General features: G+C 73.7%; 19 protein-coding genes. 10 read left to right on the top strand and 9 right to left on the bottom strand.

Features of this window, described 5'->3' with window-relative positions:
* The first annotated feature begins 129 nt into the window (after window positions 1-129).
* The 3 genes from D7318_RS07415 to D7318_RS07405 all read left to right on the top strand — a co-directional run bounded on the left by D7318_RS07415 (window position 130) and on the right by D7318_RS07405 (window position 3054).
* Window positions 130-1050, top strand: a complete 921-nt coding sequence (locus D7318_RS07415) for a zinc-binding dehydrogenase (protein ID WP_120696114.1) — start codon at window positions 130-132, stop codon at window positions 1048-1050.
* An 85-nt stretch (window positions 1051-1135) separates the two neighbouring features.
* The gene (locus D7318_RS07410; protein WP_120696047.1) at window positions 1136-1771 is read left to right on the top strand and encodes a helix-turn-helix domain-containing protein; all 636 of its coding nucleotides are present in this window, start codon (window positions 1136-1138) and stop codon (window positions 1769-1771) included.
* Window positions 1768-3054, top strand: coding sequence for an MFS transporter (locus D7318_RS07405; protein ID WP_120696046.1), 1287 nt, complete (start codon window positions 1768-1770; stop codon window positions 3052-3054). Before D7318_RS07410 ends, D7318_RS07405 begins: the two co-directional genes overlap by 4 nt.
* 262 nt (window positions 3055-3316) lie before the next feature.
* Here D7318_RS07405 and D7318_RS07400 read toward each other — a convergent pair whose 3' ends face one another.
* The gene (locus D7318_RS07400) at window positions 3317-3784 is read right to left on the bottom strand and encodes a pyridoxamine 5'-phosphate oxidase family protein (protein ID WP_120696045.1); all 468 of its coding nucleotides are present in this window, start codon (window positions 3782-3784) and stop codon (window positions 3317-3319) included.
* Between the two features lie 48 nt (window positions 3785-3832).
* On the bottom strand, window positions 3833-4102 hold the full coding sequence (locus D7318_RS07395) for a hypothetical protein (RefSeq protein WP_120696044.1): 270 nt from the start codon (window positions 4100-4102) through the stop codon (window positions 3833-3835).
* 53 nt (window positions 4103-4155) lie between these two features.
* Between D7318_RS07395 and holA the strand changes: the two genes are divergently transcribed.
* Window positions 4156-5142, top strand: a complete 987-nt coding sequence (holA, locus tag D7318_RS07390) for a DNA polymerase III subunit delta (RefSeq protein ID WP_120696043.1) — start codon at window positions 4156-4158, stop codon at window positions 5140-5142.
* A gap of 43 nt (window positions 5143-5185) precedes the next feature.
* Here the strand turns inward: holA and D7318_RS07385 are convergent, their stop codons facing one another.
* Both D7318_RS07385 and rpsT read right to left on the bottom strand, forming a co-directional pair.
* Complete coding sequence (locus tag D7318_RS07385) at window positions 5186-6007, bottom strand: hypothetical protein (protein WP_120696042.1); 822 nt, start codon at window positions 6005-6007, stop codon at window positions 5186-5188.
* 236 nt (window positions 6008-6243) lie between these two features.
* On the bottom strand, window positions 6244-6510 hold the full coding sequence (gene rpsT, locus D7318_RS07380; RefSeq protein WP_120696041.1) for a 30S ribosomal protein S20: 267 nt from the start codon (window positions 6508-6510) through the stop codon (window positions 6244-6246).
* 172 nt (window positions 6511-6682) lie between these two features.
* Between rpsT and lepA the strand changes: the two genes are divergently transcribed.
* Window positions 6683-8542: a translation elongation factor 4 gene (gene lepA, locus D7318_RS07375; RefSeq protein ID WP_120696040.1), complete on the top strand. Its 1860-nt coding sequence runs from the start codon at window positions 6683-6685 to the stop codon at window positions 8540-8542.
* A 105-nt stretch (window positions 8543-8647) separates the two neighbouring features.
* Complete coding sequence (locus D7318_RS07370) at window positions 8648-10528, top strand: AMP-dependent synthetase/ligase (protein WP_120696039.1); 1881 nt, start codon at window positions 8648-8650, stop codon at window positions 10526-10528.
* 441 nt (window positions 10529-10969) lie between these two features.
* Here D7318_RS07370 and hemW read toward each other — a convergent pair whose 3' ends face one another.
* From hemW to D7318_RS07355, 3 genes are read right to left on the bottom strand one after another with little or no spacing between them, the layout of a single operon-like run.
* Window positions 10970-12193 (bottom strand): radical SAM family heme chaperone HemW, encoded by a 1224-nt coding sequence (gene hemW, locus D7318_RS07365; protein WP_120696038.1) that lies wholly within the window; start codon window positions 12191-12193, stop codon window positions 10970-10972.
* Between the two features lie 38 nt (window positions 12194-12231).
* Window positions 12232-13074: a DUF3097 domain-containing protein gene (locus tag D7318_RS07360; protein ID WP_120696037.1), complete on the bottom strand. Its 843-nt coding sequence runs from the start codon at window positions 13072-13074 to the stop codon at window positions 12232-12234.
* A gap of 12 nt (window positions 13075-13086) precedes the next feature.
* Window positions 13087-13839 (bottom strand): MBL fold metallo-hydrolase, encoded by a 753-nt coding sequence (locus D7318_RS07355; protein WP_230423474.1) that lies wholly within the window; start codon window positions 13837-13839, stop codon window positions 13087-13089.
* A 163-nt stretch (window positions 13840-14002) separates the two neighbouring features.
* On the opposite strand from D7318_RS07355, the gene hrcA reads away from it, so the two are divergent.
* From hrcA to D7318_RS07340, 3 genes are read left to right on the top strand one after another with little or no spacing between them, the layout of a single operon-like run.
* Window positions 14003-15019, top strand: coding sequence for a heat-inducible transcriptional repressor HrcA (gene hrcA / locus D7318_RS07350; protein WP_120696113.1), 1017 nt, complete (start codon window positions 14003-14005; stop codon window positions 15017-15019).
* Entirely contained in the window at window positions 15020-16153 is a 1134-nt protein-coding gene (gene dnaJ, locus D7318_RS07345; RefSeq protein ID WP_120696035.1) for a molecular chaperone DnaJ, read from the top strand.
* A gap of 11 nt (window positions 16154-16164) precedes the next feature.
* Window positions 16165-16914: a 16S rRNA (uracil(1498)-N(3))-methyltransferase gene (locus D7318_RS07340; protein ID WP_120696034.1), complete on the top strand. Its 750-nt coding sequence runs from the start codon at window positions 16165-16167 to the stop codon at window positions 16912-16914.
* Window positions 16915-16943: 29 nt separating this feature from the next.
* Here the strand turns inward: D7318_RS07340 and D7318_RS07335 are convergent, their stop codons facing one another.
* Together D7318_RS07335 and D7318_RS07330 are read right to left on the bottom strand one after the other, a co-directional pair.
* Window positions 16944-18293 (bottom strand): GTPase-associated protein 1-related protein, encoded by a 1350-nt coding sequence (locus tag D7318_RS07335; protein ID WP_120696033.1) that lies wholly within the window; start codon window positions 18291-18293, stop codon window positions 16944-16946.
* Window positions 18277-18483: a methionine/alanine import family NSS transporter small subunit gene (locus tag D7318_RS07330; protein ID WP_120696032.1), complete on the bottom strand. Its 207-nt coding sequence runs from the start codon at window positions 18481-18483 to the stop codon at window positions 18277-18279. The genes D7318_RS07335 and D7318_RS07330 overlap by 17 nt, the downstream gene beginning before the upstream one ends.
* A gap of 162 nt (window positions 18484-18645) precedes the next feature.
* Here D7318_RS07330 and D7318_RS07325 point away from each other — a divergent pair, with 162 nt between their 5' ends.
* Window positions 18646-19005 (top strand): histidine triad nucleotide-binding protein, encoded by a 360-nt coding sequence (locus tag D7318_RS07325; protein ID WP_120696112.1) that lies wholly within the window; start codon window positions 18646-18648, stop codon window positions 19003-19005.
* Window positions 19006-19016 lie beyond the last annotated feature (11 nt).

Here is a 19016-nt window from a genome sequence, read left to right as displayed (position 1 = left end):
CGGGAGGCCCTCACTGGCATGCGGACCGTTGGTCCGGATAGGGTGACGGCCACCGGTCAAGCGGACCGGTGGTCCGTTTGTCCCGTCCTCGATGGGCGAGGAATGAGCGAAAGGGGAGACGCGATGGACATGCGCGCGCTGGTGGTGGACCCGGAGGCGCCCGGCGCCCTCCGCCTGGGGCGGGCCCCCGAGCCGGGTCCAGGCCCCGGCCAACTCCTCCTGGACGTCCGGCACTTCTCGCTGAACCGGGGCGAGGTGGAGTTCGCGGGGCTGCGCCCGCCAGGGACCGTGCACGGATACGACGCGGCCGGGGTCGTGGCGCGCGCGGCGGCGGACGGGAGCGGCCCGGCGGTGGGCGCCAGGGTGGTGGCGTTCGGCGCCGGGGCGTGGGCCGAGCGCATGGCCGTGGACACCGGCGCGGTGGCCGAGGTCCCGGACGGCGTGGGGCTGGCCGAGGCCGCCGCGCTGCCCATGGCGGGCGTCACCGCGCTGCGGACCCTGCGCGCCCGTTCCGTCCTGGGCCGCCGGGTGCTGATCACCGGCGCGGCCGGGGGAGTGGGCCGCTACGCCGTGCAGCTGGCGGCGCTCGGCGGCGCCCATGTCACGGCCTCCGTGGGGTCGGCCGCGCGCGCCGCCGGGCTGCGCGAGCTGGGCGCGGACGCGGTGGTCGTCGGCCTCGACGGGGTGGACCGGCCGGTGGATCTCGTGCTCGACACGGTGGGCGGCCCTCAACTGGTCGCCGCCTGGGCACTGTTGGCGCCGGGCGGTGCGGTGCGGCACATCGGCTACGCGTCGATGGAGCCCGCGGTCTTCCCGCCGGGCGCGCTGTTCTCGCTGGGCGCCGCCAAGACCCTCGGCAGCTTCGGCGACATGCGCGAGCCGGGCCCCGATCTCGCGGCGCTGCTCGGCTTCGTCGCGGACGGTCGCCTCTCGCCGGAGATCGACCGGCGCGCTCCCTGGGAGCGGTTCGCCGAGACGGCCCGCGACCTGGTCGAGCGGAAGGTCGCCGGGAAGGCGGTCCTCGACGTGGTGCCCGAGGCCGGGGCCTGACGGGGGCGAGGCGATCGGAAGAGGCGATCGGGGAGCTTCTCAAGGAAGCTTGCTAAAGATTCCTTTCTAAAGCTACCTTTACATCATGGACGACGCCACGCCACCCTCCCCACCGCCCGAGCCCTCGCGGCCCTCGTGGCCCTCGCGGGTCCACCTGTCCGATGTGCAGGCGCTGCGGGCCTACGCCCACCCCACCCGGATGCGGCTGGTCGGCCTGCTCCGCCTGCGCGGCCCCCTGACGGCCACCCAGGCCGCCGACCTCGTGGGCCAGTCGGTCGCCAGCTGCTCCTACCACCTGCGGATGCTCGCCAAGTACGGGCTGGTCGAGGAGGCCGAGGGCGGGACAGGACGGGAGAAGCCCTGGCGCGCCACGGCCCGTTACACCTCGTGGCCCGACCACTCGGACGACCCGGCCGTGGGCGAGGCGACGGCGGCGCTGAGCACGGCCGTGGCGGAGTACTGGTTCGAGCGGATCACCCACGCGATCGAGACCCGGCACGCGCTGTCGCGGGAGTGGCAGGAGGCCGAGGAGTTCGGCGACTCCGTCATCCATCTCACCCCGGCCGAGCTGACCGAGCTGCGCGACCGGTTCAGGGAGCTGGTCGAGGAGTACGCCCCGCGCGCGGAGGACCCCCGACTGCGGCCCGAGGGCGCCGAGTTGGTGCAGGTCCTCAGGATCGCCTACAAGTACCGCGACGAGCCGCCTGGCGCCCCGGGATGAGCCGCGTCGCCGCGCGCGTTCCCGCGCTGCTGGCCGAGCGCGGCTTCCGGCGTTACTGGACGGGCCAGTCCATCTCCCTGGTCGGCGACCAGATATCGCTGATCGCGATCCCGCTCGCGGCCGTTCTCGTCCTCGACGCCGACGCCGCCCAGATGGGCCTGCTCAAGACCCTGGAGCTGCTGCCCGCCCTGCTGCTCTCGCTCCCCGCCGGGGCCTGGGCCGACCGGCGGTCGAGGCGGCGCCACGTCATGATCGCCACCGACATCGGCCGCGCCCTGCTGATCGCCTCGATCCCCGCCGCCCACCTGCTCGGCCTGCTGACGCTCGCCCAGCTCTACTGCGTGGCGTTCGCGATCGGCGTGCTGACGGTGCTGTTCGACGTGTGCAACGCGACGCTGTTCGTGTCGCTCGTCCCCACCGGGCAGTTCGTGCAGGGGCAGTCGCTGCTCAACGGCAGCCGCGCCATGTCGTTCGTCGGCGGCCCCAGCGCCGGAGGCATCCTCGTCCAGGTGCTCACCGCGCCGCTCGCCCTGGTGGCCACCGGCCTGACCTATCTGCTCTCGGCGGGCTTCCTCGCCCGCGTCTCCCCGGTCGAGCCCTCCGCCGCCACGCCCGCCGAGGGGTACTTCACCGAGGGCCTGCGCTGGGTGGTGCGCAACCCGTACATGCGGGCGATGTTCGCGGCGTCGGGGACGGTGCAGTTCTTCAACTTCATCTTTCACACCCTCTTCATCCTCTACGCCACCGAGGAGTTGGGCCTGGCCCCCGGCCTGCTGGGGCTCGCCCTCGGCGTCGGCGCCCTGGGCGGCCTGATCGGCGCCGCGCTCACGGGCCGCGTGGTCCGCCGGATCGGGATCGGCAGAACGGTGGTGGTCGGCCTCGTGGCGTTCACCGTGCCGCTCCTGCTGATCCCGCTGGCCGCCGGGCCGACATGGCTGGTCGTCGGGTTGCTGTGTCTGGCGGAGTTCGTCTCCTGCGTCGGCGTCATGCTCGTCGACATCGCGGGCGGCTCGATCCAGGCCGCCCTCATCCCGTCCGCCATGCGCGCCAGGGTCACCGGCGCCTACCGCATGCTCAACCACGGCTTCCGCCCCCTCGGCGCCCTCGCCGGGGGCGCGCTCGGCAGCTCCCTCGGCCTGCACGCCGGGCTGTGGATCGGCACCGCGGGCGCCGTGCTCAGCGTCCTGTGGCTGCTCCCCTCCCCGATCCCACGCCTGCGCGACCTCCCCACCCCCGAACCGACCCCGGAACCCGAACCCGACGACGTCATCAGGGCGGCCTGAGACCCTGCCCGGCCCCGGGCAGGGGATGGTCGACCGCCTCGCCGCCGTGCGCCGTCACATGGTGCGGGGACCCGCCCGCCGCGGCGTGACGGTGTGCCGCGGAGGGGAGGTGCGGACCGACGCGAGGCGCTTCGGGTCGTTCGGCCCGCCGGATCGAGAGCACCCTCGCCAAGGCCCCGGGCGCGCCTCCCGCCCGGTCGGAGCCCCGGTCGACCCGCCCGGTCAGGGCCCCTCTTCGCGCTCGAGCGCCCCGTCGTACGCCTCAGGCGCCCTGGACCAGCCAGACGCCGTTCGCCATCAATTGCCGCCCTGGCAGCTCGTTCACCTCGCGCCAGGCCCGGATGGCCCGAGGGTGGAAGCGGAGGAACACCCAGCCGGGGCGCCCCCTGGTGTCCCAGGCGAGCTTGGCGACGAACGCCTCGCCCTCCGCCTCGCCCAGCGCGCCGTCGGCGACGACCTCGACGCGCGCGTCGATGAGCACCACGTCGCGGGTGTGCCCGAGCGAGACCACGGCACGGCCCGAGGCCGCGGCGTTGACCGCCGTCGGATTGGCGGCCCGCGTCGTCATCACCAGCGCCCCGCCGTGCCACACGAACGACAGCGGCACGAGGCACGGCTCACCCGCCGCGTCCGCCGTGGCGACCCACGCGTCCTCGTCCCCGGCCAGCCGCTCCAGCACATCCCGCTTGCGCCGCGCCGCGTCACGCGCGGGCGGCAACTCCCTCGCCATGACCCGCCACGCTACCCGTCCGGTCGGAGCCCCGGTCGACCCGCCCGGTCAGGGCCCCGCTTCGCGCTCGAGCCACCCGTCGTACGCCTCGGCGAGCGCCGCCAGGGACTCGGGGCGCCAGGCCGCCTCGTCCGTTCCGCCCTCGGGGGCGTCGAGCACCACGAGCCACTGCGCGTCCTCCGCGTCGTCCTCGCCCGCGAGGGCCTCCCGCACCGGGCGCGGCTCCTCGGGCAGCCCGAGCCGCTCGGCCAGCTCGGCCGCCACCTCATCGGCCGCGTCGCGGTCGGGCAGCACCAGAACGTGTCGCTCAGGGGTCACCCGGCCATTCTGCCGATCCGCCGACTGTCACAGGCACGTGGGATGCTGGCCGCATGGCTGCCAGAACGACCGGTCAGGGCGACCCGCTCGCCCCCGTGACCCTCGCCGTGGGCCAGGAGGAGCTGCTGCTCGACCGGGCCGTCGCCGAGGTGGTCGCGGCGGCGCGCGCCGCCGACCCCGACACCGACGTGCGCGACGTGGGCCCGGGCGAGCTCCAGCCGGGCACGCTCGCGGAGTTGACCAGCCCGTCCCTCTTCGCCGAGCGCAAGGTCATCGTCGTCCGCGCCGCCCAGGACCTCGGCGCGGACACGATCAAGGACGTCAAGGCGTATGTGGCCGCGCCCGCCGACGAGATCAGCCTGGTCCTCGTGCACGCGGGCGGGGCGCGGGGCAAGGGGCTGCTGGACGCCGCCCGCAAGGCCGGGGCCCGCGAGGTCGCCTGCCCGAAGATGACCAAGCCCGCCGACCGGCTGGCGTTCGTGCGCGCGGAGTTCAGGGTCGTCGGGCGCAGCGCCACGCCCGCCGCCTGCCAGGCCCTCGTCGACGCCATCGGCAGCGACCTGCGCGAGCTGGCCTCGGCCTGCTCCCAGCTGGCGGCGGACGAGCCGGGCACGATCGACGAGGCCGTCGTCGCGCGGTATTACACCGGCAGGGCCGAGGCGTCCAGCTTCACCGTCGCCGACCGCGCGGTGGAGGGCCGCACCGCCGACGCCCTGGAGGCGCTGCGCTGGGCGCTGGCCACGGGCGTCGCGCCCGTGCTGATCACCAGCGCCCTCGCCCAAGGGGTGCGCGCCATCGGCAAGCTGGCCTCGGCCCCCGGCGGGATGCGCCCCGCCGACCTGGCGCGCGAGCTCGGCATGCCGCCGTGGAAGGTCGACCGCGTCAGGCAGCAGATGCGCGGCTGGTCGGCGAACGGCGTGGCCACCGCCCTGACCGCCGTCGCCGACGCGGACGCCGCCGTCAAGGGCGGGGGCGACGACCCCGGGTACGCGTTGGAGCGCGCGGTGGTGACCATCGCGGCCTCGGCGCGCTCCCGTTGAGGCCCGCGCCCCGGCCCGCCCTCCGCCTCGGCCCCGCCCCGGCTCAGACCGAGTCCCCCGGGGTGTCCCCCTCGCCCACCGGCTCCTGGAGCGCCGCCAGCGTCTCCTCCGTCGCGGCGACGAGCATGTCCCGCACGCGGTCGGGCTCGGTCAGGTGGTCGCTGCCAGGCTCCGTGAGGAACGCGTTCCACGTCAGCCCGTACTCGAACCACCCGTCCCGCACCATCAGGCTCACCCACGAAAGGTCGCCCGTGGACGAGTCGTCGCCGTAGACGATGAACGCCTCGTCGCCCAGGTCGTCGAGGGGCTCGGCGCGGTACTCGTAGAACCCCTCGAACTCGTTGTACTGGTCGTACGACTCGGCCGCCGCCGCGAACTCCCCCTCGGGATCGGTGGCCTTGTGCCAGGTGATCTCGTACCTCATGTACGCCGTCTCGTAGCCGCTCGGGTCCGCGCCCCGCGGCTCGAGGGAGAACTCGCAGCTGCTCAGGTCGAGAGCGTCGCTCCGCGCCGACTGCGGACGCGGCTCGCTCTCGGCGTACGGCCGGTAGTCGTCCTCGAACGCGGTCATGTCGCCCGTCTCGCACATGTCCCGCGCGAACCGGTACCCGGCCAGGTCGGCGTCCCCCTCGCCCGAGCCGAGGCCCCCGGTCGCCACCACGACCCCGCCCCACGCGGCCGACGCGAGCAGCGCGCCCGCGAAGCCCGCGACCCAGACCGCCGAACGGCCCCTGCCACCCGAGGGCGGACCCGGCGGCACCATCGGCCCGAACCCGCCGGGCCCCTGCGGATAGCCGTAGGACGCGGGCGGCGCGCCGTACGGCTGCGGCTGCTGATAAGGGTTCGAGCCCCCCGGCATCGACATACAGCGAACCTACCCGCTCAACTGCCGTCCCTCCCTCGCGTTTTCCCCCGGAACGCACCGGGCACGCGCCAGGCGCGCGCACGCGACACAGGCCCCCGGCCACCCACGAGGGGCGGCCGGGGGCCTGGGAAACGTTCACGAGGACACCGCACCCGCGTGGCGAACGGTGATCGGTGCGGTGCCGCGACCGGCAGGGGCGGAGAGAGGGGCCGCCGAGCCGTACCGGCGCGCGGGCGTCAGCCCTGGAGCGCGTTGACCTGCTGGGCGAGCGCCGACTTCTTGTTGGCGGCGTTGTTCTTGTGCAGAACGCCCTTGCTCACGGCCTTGTCGAGCTTGCGGGACGCCTCGCGCCGCGCCGCCTCGGCCTTCTCGACGTCGCCGGTGGCCGCGGCCTCGCGGGCCCGGCGCACCGCCGTCTTGACCTCGGACTTGATCGCCTGGTTCCGCAGGCGGGCCTTCTCGTTCGTCTTGATGCGCTTGATCTGGGACTTGATGTTCGCCACGAAGTGAGCCTTCTCGGTGGAGATGGGGAGAAAAAGAGTGTGCCCTCATCGGACACAGTGGGCCAGCGTACCAGCGGCCGCCCCCGCGCTCCCAATCCGGGGCGACCCCCGTCCGCATGGGACGATGGACAGCGACCACACGACCCACAGCCATGACCCGACAGGATCCCGCGTGCCCGCGATCTCCTCGAACGCGCCGGAGCCGAGCCGTACCGACCCGGCTCTCATCCGCAACTTCTGCATCATCGCGCACATCGACCACGGCAAGTCGACCCTTGCCGACCGGATGCTCCAGCTCACCGGCGTCGTCGAACAGCGCCAGATGCGTGCCCAGTATCTCGACCGGATGGACATCGAGCGCGAGCGGGGCATCACGATCAAGTCCCAGGCGGTCAGGATGCCCTGGGCCGCGGGGGACACCGCCCATGTGCTGAACATGATCGACACCCCGGGGCACGTCGACTTCACCTACGAGGTCTCCCGCTCCCTCGCCGCGTGCGAGGGCTGCGTCCTGCTGGTGGACGCCGCCCAGGGCATCGAGGCCCAGACCCTCGCCAACCTCTACCTGGCGATGGAGAACGACCTCACGATCATCCCCGTGCTCAACAAGATCGACCTGCCCGCGGCCCAGCCCGACAAGTTCGCGGCCGAGCTCGCGCACCTCATCGGCTGCGACCCCGGCGACGTGCTGCGCGTCTCCGCCAAGACGGGCGAGGGCGTCGAGGCGCTGCTCGACGAGGTCGTCCGCCAGGTCCCCGCCCCGGTCGGCGTCGCCGATGCCCCGGCCCGCGCGATGATCTTCGACTCGGTCTACGACGCCTACCGCGGCGTGGTCACCTATGTGAAGGTCGTCGACGGCCGCCTCGGCCACCGCGACCGCATCGCGATGATGTCCACGGGCGCCACCCACGAGCTGCTCGAGATCGGCGTCAACTCCCCCGAGATGACGCCCGCCGACGGCCTCTCCGTGGGCGAGGTCGGCTATCTGATCACCGGCGTGAAGGACGTCCGCCAGTCCAAGGTCGGCGACACCGTCACCTTCCAGCGCGGCGGCGCCACCGAGGCGCTCGGCGGCTACAAGGACCCCAAGCCGATGGTGTTCTCGGGGATCTATCCCATCGACGGCTCCGACTACCCCGCGCTGCGCGACGCCCTGGAGAAGCTCCAGCTCAACGACGCGGCGCTGGTGTACGAGCCGGAGACCTCCGCCGCCCTCGGCTTCGGCTTCCGCGTGGGCTTCCTCGGCCTGCTGCACCTCGAGGTCATCAGGGAGCGCCTCGAGCGGGAGTTCGGCCTCGACCTGATCGCCACCGCGCCCAACGTCGTCTACGGCGTGACCATGGAGGACGGCGTCGAGCACACGGTCACCAACCCCAGCGAGTTCCCCGTGGGCAAGGTGGCGGACGTGCGCGAGCCGGTCGTGCGCGCGACGTTGATCGCCCCGAGCGAGTACATCGGCGCGATCATGGAGCTGTGCCAGACCAGGCGCGGCGTCATGAAGGGCATGGACTACCTCTCCGAGGAGCGCGTCGAGCTGCGTTACACCCTGCCGCTCGCCGAGATCGTCTTCGACTTCTTCGACGCCCTGAAGTCCAAGACCCGCGGCTACGCCTCCCTCGACTACGAGCCCACGGGCGAGCAGGCCGCGGCCCTGGTCAAGGTCGACATCCTGCTGCACGGCGACAAGGTGGACGCGTTCTCCGCGATCGTGCACAAGGACAAGGCGTACGCGTACGGCGTCAAGATGGCCGCGAAGCTGCGCGAGCTCATCCCGCGGCAGCAGTTCGAGGTGCCGATCCAGGCCGCCATCGGCTCCCGGGTGATCGCCAGGGAGACCGTGCGCGCCATCCGCAAGGACGTGCTCTCCAAGTGTTACGGCGGCGACATCTCGCGGAAGCGGAAGCTGCTGGAGAAGCAGAAGGAGGGGAAGAAGCGCATGAAGATGGTCGGCCGCGTCGAGGTGCCTCAGGAGGCGTTCATCGCCGCGCTCTCCTCCGACTCGGACGGCGGCGAGGCGAAGAGCAGGAAATGACGGGCGGGAAGCCTCTTACGCGCCGGGGCCCGGGCGCTTAGTCTGATCGCCACCCATGGGTTACCCGGCAGTTACGTCCGTGCAGTGCGGCACCCGGAGGAAGTCGTGACCGAGACACAGTCGTCCACCACCTCGATCAGCGACCGCCCGCCCTCCGTGGCGCATCTGCTCCTGGAGCGCGTGGCGGAGACCCCCGACCTCGAGGCGTTCCGCTACCCGGTCGCCACGGAAGGGGGCCCCGACGCGTGGCACAGCTACACGTGGGCGCAGGCGGCGCAACGCGTGTACGCCATCGCCGCCGGGCTGATGGACCTCGGCATCCGCCCCGAGGAGCGCGTCGCCATAGCGTCGACGACGCGCGTCGACTGGATCCTGACCGACCTCGGCATCATGTGCGCGGGCGCCGCGACCACCACGGTCTACCCCCAGACCAACGCCGAGGAGACCGTCTTCATCCTGGCCGACTCCGGCAGCCGCGTGCTGATAGCCGAGGACGCCACGCAGCTCGCCAAGGTCCGCGAGGCGCGCGGCAACCTCCCGGGTCTTGACCATGTCGTGGTGATCGACCCGTCCGGGGTCGAGCCCGCGGCGGACGACCCCGAGGGGTGGGTGCTCTCGCTGGCCGAGCTGGCCGAGCGGGGCGCCGCGTACCTGGAGGCCAAGCCCGACTGCGTCACCGACACGACAGCCGCGCTGCGCGGCGACCAGCTGGCGACGTTGATCTACACGTCGGGCACCACGGGCCGCCCCAAGGGCGTGCGGCTGAGCCAGGACACATGGTCCTACATGGCCCTGGCCATCGAGGCGGTCAACGTCGTGCACGAGGACGACATCCAGTACCTGTGGCTGCCGCTCGCGCACGTCTTCGGCAAGGTGCTGCTCGCCGGGCACATCAAGGTCGGCCATGTGATGGCGGTGGACGGCCGGGTCGACAAGATCATCGAGAACCTTCCCGTGGTCAAGCCCACCTACATGTGCGGGGTGCCGCGCATCTTCGAACGCGTCTACAACGGCGTCGCGGCCAAGGCCAGGGCGGGCGGGGCGGCGAGGCTCAGAATATTCAACTGGTCCGCCGACATCGCCCGCGCCCACGCCCGCGCCTCCCAGGAGAGCTTCCGCCGCACCGGCAAGGCGTCCGTGCCCGCCGGGCTCGCGGCGAAGCACGCGGTCGCCGACCGGCTGGTCTACAAGAAGCTGCGGGCGGCGTTCGGCGGGAACATGCGGGCGTGCGTCTCCGGCTCCGCCGCGCTCACCCCGGACATCGGCTTCTTCTTCGCGGGCGCGGGGATACCGATCCTGGAGGGCTACGGGCTGACCGAGTCGGCCGCGGCCAGCTTCATCAACCCCAGCAGCGCGCTGCGCACCGGGACGGTCGGCAAGGCGTTCCCCGGCAACGAGGTGCGGATAGCCGAGGACGGCGAGATCCTGCTGCGCGGGCCCGGCATCATGCAGGGCTACCACGGGCTGCCCGAGCAGACGGAGAAGGTGCTCGAGCCGGACGGCTGGTTCCACACGGGGGACATCGGGGAGCTGTCCGACGACGGGTATCTGCGGATCACCGACCGCAAGAAGGACCTCTTCAAGACGTCGGGCGGGAAGTACGTCGCGCCCACGGAGATCGAGGGCCGCTTCAAGGTGGTGTGTCCCTACGCCTCGACGATGGTGGTGATCGGCGCGGGCCGCAAGTACTGCGCGGCGCTGATCGCGCTCGACGAGGCGGCGATCCTGGGGTGGGCCAAGGAGGAGGGTCTGACCGGGAGTTACGCGGAGATCGTGGCCCATGAGCGGACGCGGCGGCTGATCGACGGCTATGTCGACACGCTCAACGCGGGGTTGCAGCGGTGGCAGACGATCAAGAAGTTCGAGCTGCTGCCGAGGGAGCTCGACGTCGAACACGGCGACCTGACGCCGAGCCTGAAGCTGAAGCGGCCCGTGGTGGAGCGGGAGTTCGAGCCCCTGATCGAGCGGATGTTCGTGGAACAGTAGCCCTTGCCGGGCCTTACCCGCGCGCCCACCCACCGCGTCGCACGATCCCACGTCCGCGTCGGCGCGTGCCGGGCTCCGCCCGGGGCCTGTCGCGCGGTGGCGGTGGTGCCGATGCGCGTGCTGTTCCGGGCTCCGCCCGGACCGTTGGTGCCGCGCGGCGGTGGGTCAACGCCGTTGGTGCCGGTGCGCTCCGGGCTTTGCCCGGGCCTTGCCGTGCGGCGGTTGGGTCAACGTCGCTGACCCCGGTACGTGCCGGGCTTTGCCCGGGGCCTCGTGCGGGGTGGCAACGGCGCTGGCACCCGTTCACCTGGGCTCAGCCCGGCCCGTGGCGGTCGGTCGATGGCGCTGATGCCGATGCGTAGCGGGCTTGCGGCCGGGGGGCCGCGCAACGGTGCTGGCGCCGTACCCGCATGCGGCGCGCGGGTACCTCCCCGGAGGGGACTAGTCCACCAGCTCGCGGACCAGCGCGTCCGCCAGGAGGCGGCCTCGCCGAGTCAGCCGCGCGTGGGTCGCGGTCAGGCGGAGCAGCCCTTCGCGTTCCGCCCGCTCGGCCGCCGCGAGCCCCGAGGGGCGGAGCAGTGACAGCGGGCATCCCTCGGAGAGGCGGAGCTCGAGGAGGATCCGCTCCACCCTGCGGTCCTCGGGCGTGAGGACCTCACGGCCCGCGCCGGGGGAGCGGCCCGCCGCGAGCGCCGCCGCGTAGGCGCCGGGGTGCTTGGCATTCCACCAGCGGGTGCCGCCCACGTGGCTGTGCGCGCCGGGGCCCGCGCCCCACCAGTCGGCGCCCGTCCAGTACAGCTCGTTGTGGTGGCAGCGGGCGGCGGGGGACGTCGCCCAGTTGGAGACCTCGTACCACGCGAAGCCCGCCGCCGACAGTCGCTCGTCCGCGATCAGGTAACGGTCCGCGTGCTCGTCCTCGTCCGTCATCGGGACCTCGCCCCGCCGCACCCGGGCGGCCAGCCGCGTCCCCTCCTCGACGATCAGCGAGTACGCCGAGACATGGTCGGGTCCGGCGCCGATCGCCGCGTCGAGCGAGGCGCGCCAGTCGTCGTCGGTCTCGCCCGGCGTTCCGTAGATCAGGTCGAGGTTCACATGGTCGAACCCGGCGGCGCGCGCCTCCGCCACGCACGCCTCAGGGCGCCCCGGCGTGTGGGTGCGTTCCAGCAGCGCGAGCACATGGGGGCGCGCGCTCTGCATGCCGAACGAGATCCGGTTGAAGCCCGCCGCGCGCAGCGCCGCGAGGGACGCGGGGTCGACGGAGTCGGGGTTCGCCTCCGTGGTCACCTCGGCCCCTGGCGCGAGACCGAACTCGCTCCGCACCGCGTCGAGCATCCGCGCCAGCGCCTCGGGCGGCAGCAGCGTGGGCGTTCCGCCGCCGACGAACACCGTGCTCGCCCGGCGCGGGTCGTCGCCGAGCACCTTGCGCGCCAGCCGGATCTCGAGCTCGAGCGTCTCGGCGTACCGCTCGCGGGAGGCCAGGACGCCGCCCGAGCCGCGCAGCTCGCTCGCCGTGTAGGTGTTGAAGTCGCAGTACCCGCAGCGGGACGCGCAGTACGGCACATGCAGGTAGAACGCGAGCGGCCGGTCGGCGGCGCCCGACAGGGCCGACGCGGGGAGCGCGCCGTCGTCGGGGACGGGCTCGCCTTCGGGGAGGGCGGAGGGCATGGCCCCCATTGTCCGCCACCCGCCCGCGACCGCCGGGCTCAGGCGGAGGTGCCGACCGTCACATGGTCGATGAGGTGCTCGACGGGGCCGAGCAGCCCCGGGTCGAGGTCGCGGTAGTCGCGCACCCGCGCCAGGATCCGCTGCCAGGCCGCGCCCGTGGGCCCAGGCCAGCCGAGCGCCCGGCACACGCCCGTCTTCCAGTCCTGGCCGCGCGGCACGTCGGGCCACGCGTCGATCCCGACCGCCGACGGCTTGACCGCCGCCCAGATGTCGATGAACGGGTGGCCCACGACCAGCACATGCGGGTCGTCGATCGCCGCGGCGATCCGGGACTCCTTCGATCCCGGCACCAGGTGGTCCACCAGCACCCCCAGCCTGGCGTCGGCCGAGGGCCCGAACTCCGCGACGACGGCCGGGAGATCGTCGATGCCCTCCAGGTACTCCACGACCACGCCGTCCACGCGCAGGTCGTCGCCCCACACCTTCTCGACCAGCTCGGCGTCGTGGCGCCCCTCCACATAGATGCGCCCGGCGCGCGCCACCCGCGCGCGGGCGCCCGGCACGGCGATCGACCCGGAGGCCGTTCTCGCGGGGCGCCCCCGCCCGGCGTGCGGCGTCGCCCGGGGGCGGACCAGCGTGACGGGCCTGCCCTCGAGCAGGAAGCCGCGCGGCTCGAGCGGGAAGACACGATGGGCGCCGAAACGGTCCTCCAGTGTCACGGTCGCCTTGTCGCACGCGATCACCGCGCCGCAGAACCCGGTGGTGACCTCCTCGACCACGAGGTCGGGCTCGGCCGGTACCTCGGGGGCGGGCGCCGATCGCTTCCAGGGCGGCGTGAGGTCGGGGCCGCCGAGCCCCGGTCCGTACTGTCTGCTGCGCATGGGTCCATCAGATCACGGGCGCGGGGCGCCGATCCCGAAGCGCTGGGCCAGCGCGGCCCGTTGGGCGTGGACGAACGCGGCGTCCACCACCGCGCCATGGCCCGGCACATACCGCGCGGCGGGGCCGCCGATGGCCAGCAGCCGGTCGAGGGCGGCGGGCCAGCGTTCCGGCGAGGCGTCATCGCCCGCCTGGGGCTCGCCCGACTCCTCGACGAGGTCGCCGCAGAACACCACGGGGGGCGTTCCCGGCACCAGCACCGCCAGGTCGCCGGGGGAGTGCGCGGCGCCGAGGGATGCCAGCACCACGCTCCGCGCGCCGCCGAGCGACACCGTCAGCCCCCGGCGTACCTCGCGCCACCGCGCGGGAACGGCGCGCGCGTCCGCCTCCGCCGCCGCCAGGTCCGCCCCGTGGCGCGCCGCGTCGGCGGCCAGCGCCGCGCGCGCCCCCCGCGCCAGCGACGCGGCGAGTCCGGCCGCCGCGTACCGTTCGGCCCGAGGGAACGCGCCCGCGCCGAGCGCGTGGTCGAAGTGCGCGTGCGTGAGGACCAGGCGCGTCACCGGCGCCCCGAGCCTCCTCCGCAGCCCGTCGGCCAGCGCCGCGGCGGCCGAACGCGACGGGCCCGCGTCCACGAGCAGCACCCCGTCGTCGCCCACGACCGCCCCGACCGTCTCGTCCCACCCGGGCAGCCGACGGCGCAGCACCCCAGGGGCCGGCTCGTCCCAGCCCGTCGGGTCCCCCATGTCCCTTGCGTCCCGCGTGTCCATGCCACGACCGTAACGTGCCCCCCAGTTCTTCCCGATCTCTCCCGGCTGCTCGTTCCCTGGCCGTGCTACCCGGCCGTACACTGGGACAGGGCTTGGCACTCAGCCCAGCGGAGTGCCAGGACGGCAGCCAGCAGGTGACCGCCGGACGGGAGGTGTGCGCGACATGCTCAGTGAACGCAGGCTCGAGGTGTTGCGCGCCATCGTCCAGGACTACGTCGGCACGGAGGAGCCGGTCGGCTCCAAGGCGTTGACCGAGCGGCACAACCTCCAGGTGTCCCCCGCGACCGTGCGCAACGACATGGCCGCGCTCGAGGAGGAGGGGTACATCGCCCAGCCCCACACGAGCGCGGGGCGCGTGCCCACGGACAAGGGCTATCGGCTGTTCGTCGACAAGCTCGCCGACGTCAAGCCCCTGTCGACGCCCGAGCGTCGCGCCATCCAGAGCTTCCTGGAGAGCGCCGTCGACCTGGACGACGTGGTGGGCCGCACGGTCCGCCTCCTCGCCCAGCTCACCCGGCAGGTCGCCGTCGTGCAGTACCCCTCGCTGAGCCGTTCCACGGTGCGCCATGTGGAGCTGCTCGCCCTGGCCCCTGCCCGCCTCATGCTGGTGCTGATCACGGACACGGGCCGCGTCGAGCAGCGCGTGGTGGACTGCCCCGCACCGTTCGGCGAGACGTCGCTGGCCGATCTCCGCGCCCGGCTGAACAGCCGGATCGTCGGGGAGCGCTTCACCGACGTGCCGCCGCTCGTGGCGGACCTGCCCGACTCGTTCGACGCCGAGGACCGGGGGACGGTCTCGACGGTGCTGTCCTCCTTGCTGGAGACTCTGGTGGAGGAGACGGAGGAGCGGCTCATGATCGGCGGCACCGCCAATCTGACCCGCTTCGCGACCGACTTCCCCCTCACCATCCGTCCGGTGCTCGAGGCGCTCGAGGAGCAGGTCGTGCTCCTGAAGCTCCTGGGGGAGGCCAAGGACTCGGGGGTGACCGTGCGCATCGGCCACGAGAACGCCCATGAGGGGCTCACGTCCACCTCGGTCGTCTCGGTCGGTTACGGTTCAGGGGACGAGGCGGTCGCTAAGCTCGGCGTGGTCGGACCGACCCGCATGGACTACCCCGGAACGATGGGAGCGGTGCGCGCAGTGGCACGGTACGTCGGACAGATCCTCGCGGAGAACTAAGTGGCGGCGGACTACTACGCGGTCCTGGGCGTGCAGCGCGATGCCTCGCAGGACGAGATCAAGAAGGCCTTTCGCAGGCTCGCGCGGGAGCTCCACCCGGACGTGAATCCGGACCCGAAGACGCAGGAGCGGTTCAAGGAGATCAACACCGCGTACGAGGTGCTCTCCGACCCGCAGAAGAAGCAGATGTACGACCTGGGCGGCGACCCGATGGGCGGCGCCTCGGCGGGCGCGGGCTTCGGCGCGGGCGGTTTCCCCGGGAACTTCTCGGACATCATGGACGCCTTCTTCGGCACCGCGTCGCAGCGCGGCCCGAAGTCGCGCACGCGGCGCGGCCAGGACGCCATGATCCGCCTGGAGATCGACCTGAACGAGGCGGCGTTCGGCACCACCAAGGAGATCCAGGTCGACACGGCCACCGTCTGCACGACGTGCAACGGCGAGGGCGCCGCTCCCGGCACCTCCGCGCAGACGTGCGACATGTGCCGGGGGCGCGGCGAGGTCTCGCAGGTCACGCGCTCGTTCCTCGGCCAGGTCATGACGTCGCGGCCGTGCCCGCAGTGCCAGGGCTTCGGCACCGTGGTGCCGACCCCGTGCCCCGAGTGCGCGGGCGACGGCCGGGTCCGCACGCGCCGCACGCTGACGGTGAAGATCCCCGCGGGCGTGGACAACGGCACGCGGATCCAGCTCGCGGGCGAGGGCGAGGTCGGCCCAGGCGGCGGCCCCGCGGGCGACCTGTACGTCGAGATCCGCGAGAAGCCGCACCCCGTCTTCCAGCGGCGCGGCGACGACCTGCACTGCACGGTCACGATCCCGATGACGGCCGCCGCGCTCGGCACCAAGGTGCCGCTCGAGACGCTCGACGGCATGGAAGAGGTCGACATCAGGCCCGGCACGCAGTCGGGTCAGTCGATACCGCTGCACGGCCGCGGCGTCTCCCACCTGCGGAGCAACGGCCGGGGTGACCTCGTCGTCCATGTCGAGGTGCAGACCCCGGGCAAGCTCGACCCCGAGCAGGAGGAGCTGCTGCGCCGGCTGGCGAAGCTGAGGGGCGAGGAGCGTCCGCTCGGGCAGTTCCAGCCGGGGCAGCAGGGGCTGTTCTCCCGGCTGAAGGACGCCTTCAACGGACGCTAGGCGGCGGCCACATGACCACCGCTCCCGTCTTTGTGCACGACTCGCTGACGGCGGTCGGGCGCGGCGCCGCGCTGCTGCTCGAAGGGCCCGAGGGACGCCACGCGGTCTCCGTGCGGCGCCTGAGGGTCGGCGAGGCCGTGGTCCTCACGGACGGCGAGGGCACGGGGGCCTCGGGCACGGTCGCGGCCGTCGAGGGCAAGGACCGGCTGACCGTCGAGGTCGGCGAGGTCTGGCACGAGCCGCCGCCGCGGCCGTCGATCACGGTCGTCCAGGCACTGCCCAAGGGGGACCGCGGCGAGCTGGCCGTGGAGACCATGACCGAGACCGGCGTGGACGCGATCACCCCCTGGTCGGCGGCCCGTTGCGTCACCCAGTGGCGGGGCGAGCGCGGCGCCAGGTCCCTCGCCAAGTGGCGCGCGACGGCGCGCGAGGCGGGCAAGCAGGCGCGCAGGACGCGTTTCCCCCGGGTGTCGGCGGCCAGGACCACGCGTGAGGTCGCCGAGTGGCTGGCGAAGGAGGCGGCGTTCGCTGCGGTCCTGCACGAGGGCGCCGAGGCGCCGCTGGCCACCGCTCCGCTGCCGGACGCCGGGGAGCTGGTGCTGATCGTGGGCCCCGAGGGCGGCGTGACCCCCGACGAGCTGGCGGCGTTCACCGCGGCGGGCGCCACGCCCTACCGGCTCGGTCCCACCGTGCTGCGCACCTCGACCGCGGGAACCGCCGCGGCGGCGCTGCTCATGGGCCGCACGGGCCGCTGGGCCTGAACGCGCCCCGCGCACGCCGGTGACGCCCGTCACGCGCCGGGGCGCTCCTCCCACTCCCCGCGCCGCGCGCGGCGCGGGTCAGGCAGCGGCGGGGGCAGGCGCGCGCCGGTCTCGGAGCGGCGCAGCCTGCGGCGGGCCCAGGCGAGCGGGCCCTGGGGGACGCGGGAGTGCGGGGTGTTCAGCTCGGTGCGCAGAAAGCGCTCCGCCGCCTCGGCGGCCTGGCCGCCCGCCGCGATGTCCTGGCCCGCGACCAGCAGCTGGGCCGTGGCGCGCACCCGGGGGGCGAGCGGCAGGGTGCGCTCCCACCGCAGCAGCTCCCTGGCGAGCGCGCAGTGCTCGTCGGTGATCTCGCCCGTGCCGACCAGCGCCCCGGCGAGCCGTGGATGGAGCCGCGCCTCGGCCAGCAGCCCAGGGGGGCACGAGCGGATCAGCTCGAGCGCGCCCGCGACATCGGGGGCGTCCCGGCCCCACACCAGCTCGTAGAGCAGCGCGAGGGACGCGGCGTCCCCTGGCCCGCCCGTGGGCAGCCGCCCGGCCAGCATCCGGAACAGACCGACGCCGCGCAGCTCGTGGGGCCGTCCGCGCAGCCGCTCGGCGGCGAGCCTCAGCCGCTCGTCGGCAGGGCGCAGCCATGAGCGCACCACCTGCTCCACCCAGGGGTCGGGCTCCGGCGGGCTGCCCTCGCCGCCGAGCCCGTCGTGCACCCGGTACCGGGTGCCGAGCAGCGCCGGGTCGGCGCGGTCGAACGGGCTGTCGGGGCCGATCCCCACGATCTGCTGGGGCGCGTCGTGGGGCCGAGGGGCGCGCGTGGTGAACGTCAGCGCTCCGGCGTTCGCGGGCTCGCCCGAGCGGTGCAGAAAGCGGCAGGCCAGCGCGATCCACAGCGCCACCGTCTCCTGCTCCTCCTCCGCGACGACGAGCGGCCGCCCGTCGAACGCGACGAACAGCCGCCGCACATCGGACAGGAACGGCACCACCCGGTCGGCCCGCTCCCCGGCGAACCGCGCCAGCCGCTCGTCGTCCGCCCACCCCGGCGGCCGCCACAGGTCGACGGGGTGCGGAACGGGCGCCCCCGCCGCGCCGTCCGGCACGAACAGCACCTCGGCGGTGCCGCCGCCCTCGGGCACATGGCACAGCACCGCGCCCCCGCCGTCAGGCAGCCTGGCGTGGCCGAGCGAGCCGCGCCCCGGGGCAGGGGCCGCCGCCGCGACCAGGCGCGCCAGCCGCTCGGGCGGCTCGAACACCACGCCATCGAACGTCGCGCCATCGAACGCCGCGCCCTCGCCCGGCACGTCCACCGCCGTGGCCACCGCCCGCCCGGTGTCCGGGTCGTCGGCCAGCGAGAAACGGAGCCGGACGGCGTTACGAGGCCCGCTCATCGGGGTGGCCGCGCGGCTCGAGGAGCGCGACCACCCGGCCGCCCCACAGCACCCCGATGGTCACGATCGGCATCACCACGGCATCCGTGGACATCACAGGCTCCTCTCCCCAGCCGGACCGGAGCAGGAACGACGAGTCGTATCCGCCGTCATTCTCCTCGAACTCGGCGGTCCCTGGTCGTGCGGTCATGGTGTCCGTGCCCGCCGTCGGAGGCTACCAGCCGGTTCTGACAGTGCCCCGGCGAGCCGAAGGAGCGCGTACCCGCATCCCCGCGTTCCTGACACCCGGGTCAGCCGATAGCATCCGGGGGCGTACTCGTTGGACGACGCCCGCGAGGAGGGCCCCAAGGCGATGGCGGGAGAACCCCAGGCCGACTGCCTGTTCTGCAAGATCGTGGCCGGCGAGGTCCCGGCGACGGTGGTCCACGAGACGGACACGGTGGTCGCCTTCCAGGACATCAACCCCCAGGCACCCTGCCATGTCCTGGTGATCCCCAAGGCGCACTACAGGGACGCCGTGACCCTCGCCACCGAGGCGCCCGCGCTGGCCGCCGACGTGCTGCGCGAGGCGGGCGCGGTGGCCGCGGGGGGGAAGGTGGACGAGACCGGGTACCGCGTCGTGTTCAACACCGGCGTGGGGGCGGGGCAGACGGTCTTCCACGCGCACGCCCATGTGCTGGGCGGGCGCGGCCTCGCATGGCCGCCAGGCTAGCCGGAGCCACC

Origin of the sequence: Streptomyces radicis, from assembly GCF_003626575.1 — a bacterium.
In the GTDB taxonomy this organism is placed as follows: Bacteria; Actinomycetota; Actinomycetes; order Streptomycetales; family Streptomycetaceae; genus Streptomyces; species Streptomyces radicis.
The sequence above is the reverse complement of the archived record's forward strand: the minus strand, read 5'-3'. Positions and strand labels throughout refer to the sequence as shown.